Below are 11,691 nucleotides of genomic sequence, written 5' to 3'. Positions count from 1 at the left end.
CCTCACTGGCCGCAAACAGACTGCGATGCGCTTGCTCTTCACGTCACTGCGGCAATCGAGGGTCTCACGCTGTTCATTGGCCAGAGCAAGAAGTCCCAAGGGATCTACGCTGCGCCCGAAGATGAGATTCTTCGCGTGCTAAGAAGGGCGATGTAGTCTCGAAGCAGTCATCCGAGCGATTCGATCAGATGGCTGGCAAGTCGGCTAAGTTGCCGCCGGTGCAGCCCGCAGCATTGGTCAACTTGGGCGCCGACTGGCCATTCGCTGCGCAGCAGGGCCAAGCGCTTGGTCAGCCCCTTACGCAGCGTGGCTCTCGGCCCAGTGCTGCCATTGACGCTTGTCCTGCTTCGCCGCGGTGCGGCCCGCAAGTCCGTACCTTCGCTGCACTCGCGCGATGCCGGTTCGGGTGAACGCTGACAATGCGGCCATCATGGAACCACACCGCAGTCTGTGGCAGAATCCTAACATGATCGAATTCCGCGCTCTCGCCGAAGACCATCCCGACCTCGCGATTCTCCGCTGCTTCGGGGCGCTCTCCTGACCCTGCAATATGCTCAAAAGCTCGGATCAATCGGTCTGATCAAGAACAAGGCCTTGAAGCGAGTTTTCGTCCATTGGGCCGTTGAGCAATTTGACCGGCCGATTTCACGAACGCCTGCACATCTCGACCCGGCAATACGCCGGGCTGGTCCGGGGCTGGGCGAGCTCGATCGACCTCGAACCGAGCTCATACGGCACGCACTCGATGCGACGGACCAAAGTCGCCCAGATCTACCGCAAGACCGGAAACCTTCGGGCGGCTCAATTGCTGCTTGGTCATACGAAGATGGACAGCACCGTCCGTTACTTCGGCGTCGAGCTAGAGGACGCGCTATCGATCTCCGAGTCGGTCGAAATCTGATCGGCTGGGCCGTCCGTTGCGGTTATCAGCTCGAACCAGCTTGTCCAGAGGTACTACGAGAACAGACCGCGATGGGATGCCCGCGGGGGAAAACTACTGTATGCGATAATCTGGAAACGTCCCGCATTGAAAAGGCCCTAGCGTAGTGCTCAAGCGAAACAAGGTTGCTCTAAGAGGCTCGTCTGCGGCGACGCCCATTGTTTTTGTCCATGGGTTCGGCTGCGACCAGTCGATGTGGGGCGATGTGGTGCGACAGCTTGCGCCGAGTCACCGGATCGTCACCTACGATCTGACCGGCATGGGGCAGTCCGACCTCTCGGCCTACGATCCCGCGCGCTACGATGATCTGCAGGCCCATGCAGAGGATCTGCTCGCGATCATCGATGAACTGGCGCTCGACGAAGCTGTGGTGGTCGGCCATTCGGTCGGCGCCACGATAGCCATTCTCGCCGCCAATCAGGCACCGGAGAAGGTCTCTCGGCTCGTACTCGTATCGCCTTCGCCTTGCTTCATGAACGACGCGGCTAGCGACTATCAAGGGGGGTTCTCGCGCGATGAACTGGAGGGCCTGATCGCGTTCCTGGACGAGAACCACCTGGGTTGGTCGGCCCAAATCGCACCCACGATCGCAGGTCAGCCCGAAGGGGGCCCTGCGAGTGAGGAACTGACCCAGAGCTTTTGCCGTACCGATCCCGCCATTGCACAGCATTTTGGCCGCGTGACATTTCTCGGCGATGCGCGGAAGGCTTTCCAGCAGGCCGCTCGGCCCGCGTTAATCCTCCATTGCGACGAGGATGCACTCGTGCCGATGGCTGTGGCGGACTGGATGAAGGATCGGATGCCGGAGGCGGCACTCAAGATACTCCGGGCCACCGGTCATTGTCCCCACATGACCGTTCCTGTCGAGGTGGTCGCCGCCATTCGTGATTATCTCAGGAATGGTTGAGCGCGAGATGGGTAGCACCGATGAGCTCCGCTCTGCCTTTGTCGAACTGGTGGAGGATGCCCCATGCGGGGTTGTCGTGACCGATCCGGATGGTCGTCTGCGGTTCGTAAACGGAACGCTAAAACGTTGGCTGCACATTTCGGTGGAGATTGAAGGCTGCCGCGAAAGGCTGCCTGATCTCATGGCGGGGGCGGGAAAGCTCTTTTACGAGACGCATATAGCGCCGATGATGCAGCTTCAGGGCCGCGTTCGTGAAATCTCCTGCTCCCTGAAGGTCGAGGGCGGCGCCTCCCTCCCGGTGTTGCTTAGCGGTGTAGCGCGGCGCGATGCGACCGGTAACCTCGTGCGATGTGACTATACAATCTTCGACGCTCGCGAGCGGCATATGTATGAGACGGAACTCCGCACCGCACGGCACAAGGCCGAAGAGCTTGCTGCCATCGTCCGGACCTCGCCCAATGCGATTTTTCGCGTGGATCAGGCGGGGTATATCCGTAGCTGGAACGCCGGCGCGCAGACACTTCTCGCGACTGGCGCGGAGTCAATTCCCAAGCTTTCAGTTCAGGAACTGATTCATTTCCCGGAACAATCAAATTGGTTCAGCCTGGCCGTCGAGCGCTGCCAGAGCGCGCTGGAAGCCGTCATGGAGGCCGAGGATGCTGAAGGCCGCCACTTCGAGGCGACCGTCGTTCCAATTACTGCTTTGGACTCCAATGCCCCGAGAGATTACTCGGTCGTGTTGCGCGACATCACAACCCGCAAGAAGGCCCAACAGCGCCTCGAGGTGGCAATGTGGGAGATGAAGCATCGCGTGAAGAACACCTTGGCTGTGGTCTCGGGGATCGCCCGGCAGACCCTGCCGGCCGAATTCCGTGACTCTTTCGCTGGCCGCCTACACGCCCTCTCAAGAGCCCATGACATCCTAACTGACGGGGATCGGAAGGCGGGCGATCTGGCAGGGTTGCTCGAGCTGGCTTCCGCCGAGGCCGGCGGCTCCGAGCGCTTTCGGATTACAGGCCAAAGTGCGACGCTCTCGGCAGGGCAGGCCCAAAGCCTATCCATGGCGCTACACGAACTGGTCACAAATGCACTCAAGTATGGCGCGCTTTCTGTTCCTGATGGCTATGTGGAGGTAGACTGCGAACTGCGCAACGACCACTCATTGCGTATTCTTTGGCGAGAGATCGACGGACCGCCGGTCTCGCCCCCAGACCAACTCGGGTTCGGCAGCAAAATGATCAGAAATCTTCTGAAAGCCGAACTGAACGCCGAGATAGAGGTCGATTATCAACCGGACGGATTGCGATGTGAGATCGTTTTCGAGGTCTAGGAGATTGGAACCCCAATAGGCCTTCATAGGTATCCTTGGCCGGGAGCGGCATCGTGTGAAACCATCATCTACGCCGGAGCCCGGTTCGGCATCCGACCGCGGTGCAGAACTTTGTTGAACTTCGCCGCGGCCGCACTGTTCCATCAACTCAAGTAAGGGCAAGTTGATACCATTGAGGGCGTCCGCTTCTTACCGGGGTGACCGACGATTTTCCTGGTGTGACCTAAGCCAGCTTCCCACCCCGACGTTCGGGCCGACGTGAACGGCCCATTGCGGACCTCCGATCCCTGCTCAGCATGCTGCAGCGCCGCCCGCCGAACCCGACGTTCGCTGCGCTTGCACGCTCTGGAAGCGGCCCGAGGTTCGCAGTGTGGACAGACCGGCAGTTGGCTTCCACGGGATAGAGGTACTTGAACGATCCAACGCGGACATCTGTCTTGATGGCCCTGTACTGCGGTGACGCCGCCGAGACTGGACTTTTGCCGCTGACGCCAAAGAAGGAGCGAGAGAATGCTCGGGCGGTTGATCCGCTCGCTTTCCCACTGTGGCATCGATCGAGGGTCGCATGAGTGATGGACCGAACACGATCGTGGGCGTGCCCGAGCCACTACCACTCCGGTTCATCCTGGCCGGCACGCGGTGGCGGGCTCTCCCACCGGGGTGGGGTCGAAGGCAGATGAAGTGCGGGCGGCAGATGGCGGAGCGGGCCGTAAGGAGTGTCGGTCGCAACCAGCAGGTCCTCGTGCATGTCGAGCTCGGCGGGCAATCCCGTCTCATCAATCAGGTCGAAACCGGCGAGCCACATGCCGGTTCGGCAGAGCGACGCGCTCACATGCCAGCTTCCGCCCTCGTCCGCGCGCCGCAGGAGCGCCTCCATGACGCCGCGCGCTGCAAGATAGCCGGTCAGGTAGTCGCATACCGATCCCGGCGCGAGGCGCGGAGGCAAGCCGTCTCCGCGCGGCACGGTCAGCCCGGTCGCGGCTTGAGCGAGACCTTCCCAGCCGCGCCGGTCCGCCCAGGGGCCGACGTTCCCGTAGCAGCTTATTGAGACGGTGATCGCCCCGGGGGAGAGCCGGGCGATGGCGCGGGGGCCGAAGCCGCGCCGGGCCAGCGCGCCGGGCCGGTAGCTCTGGGCGAAGACGTCTGCGCCGCGGACGAGTTCCACGAGCCTGTCCCGCTCTGCCGGCCGATCGAGGTCGAGAGACGCCCAGCGCTTGCCGTGCCCGGTCTCCACGAGAAAAGGCTGGCGGTCGGCGCGGCCGGGCGCCGAGATCTTCAGAACGTCGGCGCCATACTCGGCAAGCGTTCTCGCACAGGTCGGCCCGGCCAGTGCGAGGCTGAGATCGAGCACCCGGAGCCCGGCGAGGGGCCGCGCCCCCTGCGGAAGGCCGCGCGCCGGCGCGTCGCCGATCCGGTCGACCGTCACGAGCGGCCCCGCGGTCAGGGCTTGTCCCTGCGGATGGGCCAGCCATTCGGTTGCGTCGCGGACGGCGACGCCGCAGGTGCCGGCCTCGGCCAGAGCGTCCTCGAGATCTTCGGCGCGCCACGACGCGACGGCCGCGCCGATCCCGGGACTGTCGGTTTTCAGAACCGTCATAATACGTCGGGCGAGATGCGGCAGGCCGCCATGGACGTGGAACCAGCGCCCGTCGCGCGTCGGGTAGAGCGCAACGGCCGGATTGCTGGCGTTCTCGCCGCGGAGCATGGACCGGGAGCCCCAGGCGCGCAGGCCCTCTGGGTATGGCTCCCAATCCGCGTCCTGAATCTCCGGGCTGCCGGGCGCCAGCACCTGGTAGGCGTAGCCGGCCACCGCAGCCGCGGCCGCGCGCACGGTGACAGACGCGCGCTGTGCCTCGCCGGTCCGGCGGCGCCAGATCTCGGCCGCCGCATCGCCGCAGAGTGCGATCGCGGTGGCCGCACCTTCGCCGATGGGGCGTGGAAACCGCATTGCCGGGTCGTGCCCAACGATATCGGGCGGGACATGGAACGAAAGCCCCCCCCGCCGCGCCATGGCCTCTGCGCGCGCCGGAAAGCTGCCCGGCAACCCGCTCATGCCAATTGCTCCGGGGCGTAGCGGCGCAGCACCGCCCGTTCGACCAGCGCGACGATGCCATAGGCGGACATCGACACCAGCGTCAGAACCGATGCAACGGTCCAGAGCACCGCGTAATCTGCGTTGTAGACGCCGTAGAGGATCGCGTTGCCCATGCCGACACCGGTGATCAGCCACTCGATCACTACGGCGCCAAGGATCGACGACGGCACGGCAATGCGCGCCGAGGCCATGAAGGCCGGAAGCGCCGAGGGCAGTTCGGCCCGCCAGAGGATCGTCCACCGGCTGGCGTTCAGGGTCCGCAGAAACTCCACGAGTGCCGTGCGCGTCAGCCGCATACCGGTCATCACGTTGATCATGGTCGGGAAGAAGGACAGGATCGCAATGATCACGGTCGTCGCCGTAAGCGTTCGGCCGAGGAGCAGGATTACGAGAGGCGCGGTGGCGAGGATCGGGATCGAGCGCAGCGTGATCGCCAAGGGCATCACCGCCCGTTCGAGCGATGGCCGCAGGACGAAAATGATTGCGGCGAGCGTGCCGCCGGCCAGCCCTGCGAGGAAACCGAGCCCGGCGTTGCTGAGCGTGACTGCGAGCCCCCCGAAGATCAGCGCGCGGTGCGCCGCAGCGTCTGGATCGGTGACCAGAAAGGCCCAAACATCGGCGGGCCCTTTGGCGAAGAACGGGTTGAGGCCCGCCGCAGCGACGAAGAGCGCCCAGCCGCCGAACACAACCGCCAGATTGATCGCGACCGACCGCAGCACGCGGCCGGCCCGCGCAGCGGTCGAGGTGTCCCGCAGCGCGATGGTCGGGTCCTGCGCATGGGTCACCGACAAGCCCGCCACCCAGGGCGTCAAACGCCCGCCGAGCCAGCCGACCAGCGCGTAGCCGCCCCCCGACAGTAGTGTCGCAAGCGCGGCGACGGTCCAGACCCGCGTCGTCTCGAGGCCGGCGAGTGCCCCGGTGATGAGCACGCCAAGGCCACGCTCGGCACCCATGAACTCGCCGACCGTCGCGCCAAGGACGGCCGCCGGGGCCGCGACGCGCAGCGCCGCGAAGAGACTCGGAAGCGCCGCCATGATCCTGACGCGCCACAGCTTTTCGACCGTCCCGCCGCCCAGCACATGCACGACGTCGAGGCCTGCGGGATCGGCCGAGCGGAGACCGAGGGACGTCGTGACGAGGGTCGTGAAGATGACGCTGAGCGCGCTGAGCGCCACCATCGCGTCCGCCCGGTCGAGCAGCACCAAAAGGATCGGCGCCAATGCGATGATCGGTACGGAATAGACCGCGAGCGCGGCGCTGAAGACGGGCCGCTCCACCGCCGGGACAAGCAGGATCACCAGCGCCAAAGCGATGGCGATCACATTGCCGATGACGAAGCCCTGCACGGCCGTCCCGAAGGTAGCCGCCACGTTCCGCACGAACAGCGGCGCCTGATCTACGAGGTGCACGAGGATGTCGGTCGGCGCAGCCAGCGCGAAGCTCCCCGCAAGCACCGTCTTGGCGAGCACCTCCCAGCCGACGAGCAGAACGGCGATGAGCGCCGCCGTCTCTGCGCGCGCCCGCCATACGCGTCCGTCGGTCGGCCCGTGCGGGACGTCAGGGTGCGTCGTCATCGCCGTCTCCGCGGAACAGATGGTCGGACAGGCGCTCGGTGATGGCGTGGAATTCCGGGGTGCGCAACAACTCGCGCCCCCGGGGCCGCGCAAAGGGGATCGGCATCTCCGCCACGATGCGGCCGGGGCGCGGGCTCATCACCAGAACGACGTCCGACAGAAAGGCCGCCTCCTCGATCGAATGCGTGACGAGGAGCGTGGTCGTCCGCCGCGCGGTCCAGATCCGCAGGAGTTCGAGGTTAAGGCGCCGGCGCGTCATCTCGTCCAGAGCGCCGAACGGTTCGTCCAGAAGCAGCACGTCTGGCTCGGTGACGAGCGCCCGGGCGATGGCCACGCGTTGCCGCATCCCTCCCGATAACTCGGCGGGACGGGCACGCTCGAACCCTTTAAGACCCACGAGCGCAATGAGATCGTCCACCGCCCCCGGCGTCACCGACGCCCCCGTCACCTGCAATGCCAACTCCACGTTGGCACGCACGTCACGCCACGGCATGAGCGCAGGATCCTGGAACACGATCCCGAGCTTCCCTGAACGTCTGAGGTCAACGGGGCTCCGCCCGTGCAGATCGACCCGGCCCGACGACGGTGCCTCGAGATCGGCGAACATCCGCAAGATCGTCGACTTGCCGCAGCCGGACGGCCCGATCAGTGCGGTGAAGGCGCCCTTGGGCGTGGCGAAGCACACGTCGTCCACCGCCACCACGTCGGACCGGGCCGTGGCGAAGACCTTGGTCACATGGTCGAGCGACGCGCCGGTTTTCGAGCGGGACATGGCGGCGGTCGCGGTGGCGTCCTTCACTCGATCCGGGCCTGGCCCTGGTAGATTTCCTCGAGCATGGCCCGCGAGAACAGACTGCGGTCCGCCTCGATGCCGAGGATTTCCATGGTGCGCAGGTTCGCCGCGATCTTGTCGTCCGACATCCAGAACAGGCCGTTGGCGGTCGTCTCCGGCGTCACCAGAAGATCGAGTTGGGCCTGGGCCTGAAGCATCTGCTGGTCGCGGTTCAGTCCCTGATCGACGGCGTATTTGTCGACGGTGAGGTCGACCGCATACTCGATGTCCGCGACGAAATCCTGCCAGCCCCGGATCTCGGCCCGCATAATACGGCGCACGAGCTCGCCCTGGCTGTCGAGTGTCGCTCCCGTCGAGATGTAGATGCCCGAAAAGATGTCGTATCCGTAATCCGACAAGAGGAAGCTGTGGGTCTCGATCCCCTGCAGTTTGAGGTCGATCGGGCCGGTGGTGAACAGGGTGAGGAAGCAATCGACCTCGCCGCTGGCAAGGGGCGCGGGATTGCCTTGCGTGGTCACTACCTCGATCCGGGACGCATCGAGGTCGTTCAGCCGCACGATCGCGTCGAGGACCGGCTGGTTGATCGTGGCGAGTCCCAGCCGGACGCCGCCTTCGAGGTCCTTTGGCGTGCGGACGGGATTGTCGGCACGGGAGGTGATGCAGAAGGCGTGCCGCTGGTTCTTCGCGCCAAGGATCGTGTAGTCGGCACCGTTCGCCGTCGCCCGTGCCGCGTAGTCAGTCGCCGACACGCCGAGCTGCGCCTGACCCGAGATCACGACCGGATCAACCGGTGCGTTCGGCCCGCCGGCGAGCAGCGCTACCTCGAGGCCTTCGTCGGCGTAGTAGCCGCGCTCCTCCGCGATGAAGCTCCCTGCATATTGCACGCTCTTCAGCCAGCCCATCTGCAGGGCCGCCCGATCCTGTGCGAACGCCGCGATGGGACGCAGCGCAGTCGCCCCAAAGCCTGCCAGCCCCGCGAGAGACGTTTTCTTCAAGAAGTGGCGACGGTCAAACTTCGGCATTTCAAACCCTTGCTAGGTTGTGGGTGGCATCTCGGCGCTCGGCAAGAGGTCACCGTAAGACAAGTGCGGTGCCGCGTCTTCCGACCTAGTCGTAACGCTTCGGCCTAATGGGTCAAGATTGACTCCGCATGTGAGTGCGCAGCGCCAGGCGTGCAGCGCGCCTTTTCGACATGAAACGAAAGGAAATTCCGCCGAAGACCTTGCCCTTAGTTTTGGGGCCGGCCGGGCGACAGGGCAGGATGTGGCGAGCAAAGCGCGGACCGCGCCAGTCACGGGCTGACCTACAGCCGATGCCGGACAGGACCCGGCAGGATCGGTCTCAGGTGCGTCACGTGGCTGTGTCTTGATGCCTCAGACCGCAACTCTACCGCTTTGCCCCTTTATTGATCGACCTGCCAAACCCACGCAGCAGAGGCATGCTTACCGACCTCCACCGACGTCCGATGCGCTGCAGCGAACGACCGGAACGGGTTCCGACTGGTCCTTCGCTGCGCAGCAGGGCCAAGCGCCTGGTCACCCCCTTGCGCGGCGTGGCTCTCGGCCCAGAGCTGAAGTTCGCGCTCTTAGCTTTCGATCCTCAATCCCCTCAACCTTTCACCACAAGCTGCGCCATCATCCCGGCGTCCTCGTGCTCGAGGATATGACAATGCAGCATGTAAGGTGTCGCCTCTAATGCAGGTCTGTCGAACCTGACCTTGATTTCCATCGACTGATCGACGAGCGCGACGTCCTTCAGACCGGTCGATGCGAAGTCCACCTCGCCCCCGTTCGCAGTCAGGACCTCAAAGGAGGTTCCATGGACGTGGAACGGGTGCTGCATCATGTCCGACCTGACCTCCCAGATCTCGACGTCGCCCTCGCGGACTTCTGCGTCGATCCGGTTCATGTCGTAGGGCTGACCGTTGATGGCGAGCGCCATGCCCATCCTGCCGCCGCGCCTCATGCCGCCCATTCCGCCGCCGCCCATCATTCCTCCGGGCCCATGCATGTTGAGATCGAAGACCCGTCGGCGGATCGGATCGCCCTCGATCCTACCCGGGCCAACAGGCAGGGTCGTCGGCAGAGCGGTATCGCTCGGCGGGCGATCAGGCGAAAAGGTCAAGACCTCGAAGCGACCGGTTCCGTCGACACCTTCGGGATCTGTGCCTCCCATCATCCGTCCCATCATGCCGCCCCCCATCATCGGCGCGTTGGTGTCGGGTGCCGAGACAAGACGGGCGGAAATGCCGTCCGAGAAGTCGACGAGAAGTTCAACGCGTTCTGCAGGGGCAATGGTCAGCCGATCTGCCTCCATCGGTGCAGTGAGATACCCTGCGTCGGATGCGATCTTCTGGAACCGCCGCCCGTCCTCGAACGCCAGATGGTAGATGCGGGCATTCGAGCCATTCAGGATCCGCAGGCGAACGAGACCGCGGGCGACCGACGCGTTCGGACGGATGGCGCCGTTGACGAGAATTTGGGCGCCGCGAAAGCCCATCATGCCGTTCGGACCGGCGGCAGAGTATGAAAGCCTTCCGTCACCGTCAAACGCTCTGTCCTGGATGATCAGAGGGATGTCGTCGACACCCCAGTCGGAGGGCAACGGATCGCCTCGTGCGTCGGGGTCGGTCACGAGCATCATGCCGGCCAGACCGAAGTAGACCTGCGGCCCGGTCATCTCGTGAATATGCGAGTGGTACCAGAGCGTCGCTTCCGGCTGGTCAATCTCAAGCTCGGGCGACCAGTCTTTGCCGGGCGTCACAGCGAGTTGAGGCCCGCCGTCCACGGCACCGGAAACATGAAGGCCGTGCCAGTGCGCCGTGACGGGAATCTCGAGGTCGTTTCGCAGCCGCGGCCGCGCAATCGTACCGCGCTCTATACGAAGAACCGGGCCGAGATAGGACTGCGAATATCCGATGGTCGGGCTTTCGCGGCCTGCGAGGAAGCCGGTTCTGCCCGCCAGAGCGACAAGGTCGGCTTTGGCGCCATCCGATAGATCCCAGACATCGGGTATCGGCAGCTGCGCGCCCGGTTCGGCTGCGAAGGCCCCCCTAAGAAACGCCGGCGTGGCAAGGGCGCCAAGCCCCGTTGCGATGAATGAGCGTCGTTTCATGATGGCTTCCCCGTTCACGTTTACCTGATCCTGGTGCGATGCGGCGCCGCACCCCATTGCGTTCGCGACATCGCGCGGCTTTCTTTTCGGAAAAAGGAGAACCCGATGTCGGAACTTGACCTCACGCGCCGCGCCTTTATCGCCACCCTCGGAGCCGCAGCGTTTGTGCGGCCGGCCTTGGCATCGGCACCGGCGATGCACGTCCTGAAAGACCCCAATTGCGGCTGCTGTTCGGCTTGGATCGCGATCCTCGAAGACGCGGGGTTCTCTGTGACGACCGAGGCAAGCTCCGGCGATGCGCTCACTCGCTACAAGCTCGAAAACGGCATCCCGCGCGAGATGATGTCCTGCCACACAGCCAGCATCGACGACTATGTGATTGAAGGACATGTCCCTGTTGCCGGTATCGAGCGGCTTCTCTCCGAGCGTCCTGACGCGGTCGGCCTGTCTGTACCCGGGATGCCCTTCGGGTCGCCCGGGATGGGGCCGGAGAGTGAGCGCGGCGCCTACAATGTCTACCTGATCCGTCGCGATGGTGCGCCCGAAGTCTTCACTCACTATCCGGCCGCCTAACCGCCCAGAAGTTTCTTGCGGGCCGCATAGTCGTCGGCGTCGATCTCACCACGTGCGAGACGCATGTCCAGTTCGGCCAAGGCGTCCGATCGACCGCCCTGGTGCGGACGTCCGTCATCCATGCTGCGCACGAACCAGATGACGCCGGCGACGACGAGGCCGAGAACGATTAGCCATAGCACCGGGCCGAACATCATGCCCGCGCCGTATCCCCAACCTGACGTATGGCCATGACCTTCTGGGTCGGCAGCGACGGGCGTAGCCAATAGACATATGGCAACCGGGTATCTGAGCATCGGAAGACCCTCCATTCAGCTCTCCTCTGGAGTTCGATAGTCGCTTCGACCTATCGGATCATTGACCTC

9 protein-coding genes and 1 pseudogene are annotated in these 11,691 nt (G+C 64.4%); 4 read left to right on the top strand and 6 right to left on the bottom strand.

Translation table 11 applies throughout. The features are described from left to right. Window positions 1-637: 637 nt before the first annotated feature. The 3 genes and pseudogenes from ACW9UR_RS25285 to ACW9UR_RS25275 all read left to right on the top strand — a co-directional run. A pseudogene (locus ACW9UR_RS25285) lies at window positions 638-901 on the top strand (tyrosine-type recombinase/integrase); the annotation flags it as partial. A gap of 145 nt (window positions 902-1,046) precedes the next feature. Next, window positions 1,047-1,847: an alpha/beta fold hydrolase gene (locus ACW9UR_RS25280; protein WP_458919855.1), complete on the top strand. Its 801-nt coding sequence runs from the start codon at window positions 1,047-1,049 to the stop codon at window positions 1,845-1,847. A 7-nt stretch (window positions 1,848-1,854) separates the two neighbouring features. Beyond that, window positions 1,855-3,177, top strand: a complete 1,323-nt coding sequence (locus ACW9UR_RS25275; RefSeq protein WP_458919854.1) for a sensor histidine kinase — start codon at window positions 1,855-1,857, stop codon at window positions 3,175-3,177. A gap of 607 nt (window positions 3,178-3,784) precedes the next feature. Here the strand turns inward: ACW9UR_RS25275 and ACW9UR_RS25270 are convergent. From ACW9UR_RS25270 to ACW9UR_RS25250, 5 genes are all read right to left on the bottom strand, one after another. Beyond that, window positions 3,785-5,230: a CoA transferase gene (locus tag ACW9UR_RS25270; protein ID WP_458919853.1), complete on the bottom strand. Its 1,446-nt coding sequence runs from the start codon at window positions 5,228-5,230 to the stop codon at window positions 3,785-3,787. Further along, window positions 5,227-6,846, bottom strand: coding sequence for an ABC transporter permease (locus ACW9UR_RS25265; protein WP_458919852.1), 1,620 nt, complete (start codon window positions 6,844-6,846; stop codon window positions 5,227-5,229). Before ACW9UR_RS25265 ends, ACW9UR_RS25270 begins: the two co-directional genes overlap by 4 nt. Continuing rightward, window positions 6,830-7,645 carry an ABC transporter ATP-binding protein gene (locus tag ACW9UR_RS25260; protein WP_458919851.1) on the bottom strand — a complete coding sequence of 272 codons (816 nt, stop codon included), beginning with the start codon at window positions 7,643-7,645 and terminating at the stop codon, window positions 6,830-6,832. Before ACW9UR_RS25260 ends, ACW9UR_RS25265 begins: the two co-directional genes overlap by 17 nt. Further along, entirely contained in the window at window positions 7,642-8,661 is a 1,020-nt protein-coding gene (locus ACW9UR_RS25255; protein WP_458919850.1) for an ABC transporter substrate-binding protein, read from the bottom strand. The genes ACW9UR_RS25260 and ACW9UR_RS25255 overlap by 4 nt, the downstream gene beginning before the upstream one ends. A 586-nt stretch (window positions 8,662-9,247) precedes the next feature. Next, window positions 9,248-10,753: a multicopper oxidase family protein gene (locus ACW9UR_RS25250; RefSeq protein WP_458919849.1), complete on the bottom strand. Its 1,506-nt coding sequence runs from the start codon at window positions 10,751-10,753 to the stop codon at window positions 9,248-9,250. 105 nt (window positions 10,754-10,858) lie between these two features. Here ACW9UR_RS25250 and ACW9UR_RS25245 point away from each other — a divergent pair, with 105 nt between their 5' ends. Then, on the top strand, window positions 10,859-11,326 hold the full coding sequence (locus ACW9UR_RS25245; protein ID WP_458919848.1) for a DUF411 domain-containing protein: 468 nt from the start codon (window positions 10,859-10,861) through the stop codon (window positions 11,324-11,326). On the opposite strand, the gene ACW9UR_RS25240 is transcribed toward ACW9UR_RS25245, so the two are convergent. Beyond that, window positions 11,323-11,637 (bottom strand): SHOCT domain-containing protein, encoded by a 315-nt coding sequence (locus ACW9UR_RS25240; protein ID WP_458919847.1) that lies wholly within the window; start codon window positions 11,635-11,637, stop codon window positions 11,323-11,325. The genes ACW9UR_RS25245 and ACW9UR_RS25240 overlap by 4 nt on opposite strands. Window positions 11,638-11,691: the final 54 nt, after the last annotated feature.

The sequence above is a fragment of the Halovulum sp. GXIMD14794 genome (assembly GCF_054457455.1).
The sequence above is the reverse complement of the archived record's forward strand: the minus strand, read 5'-3'. Positions and strand labels throughout refer to the sequence as shown.

Excerpts from the sequence above, each read along its gene's own strand:
- ACW9UR_RS25255 (WP_458919850.1), bottom strand. The coding sequence starts at position 8,661 with ATGCCGAAGTTTGACCGTCGCCACTTCTTGAAGAAAACGTCTCTCGCG.
- ACW9UR_RS25245 (WP_458919848.1), top strand. The coding sequence starts at position 10,859 with ATGTCGGAACTTGACCTCACGCGCCGCGCCTTTATCGCCACCCTCGGA.
- ACW9UR_RS25250 (WP_458919849.1), bottom strand. The coding sequence starts at position 10,753 with ATGAAACGACGCTCATTCATCGCAACGGGGCTTGGCGCCCTTGCCACG.
- ACW9UR_RS25240 (WP_458919847.1), bottom strand. The coding sequence starts at position 11,637 with ATGGAGGGTCTTCCGATGCTCAGATACCCGGTTGCCATATGTCTATTG.
- ACW9UR_RS25270 (WP_458919853.1), bottom strand. The coding sequence starts at position 5,230 with ATGAGCGGGTTGCCGGGCAGCTTTCCGGCGCGCGCAGAGGCCATGGCG.
- ACW9UR_RS25265 (WP_458919852.1), bottom strand. The coding sequence starts at position 6,846 with ATGACGACGCACCCTGACGTCCCGCACGGGCCGACCGACGGACGCGTA.
- ACW9UR_RS25275 (WP_458919854.1), top strand. The coding sequence starts at position 1,855 with ATGGGTAGCACCGATGAGCTCCGCTCTGCCTTTGTCGAACTGGTGGAG.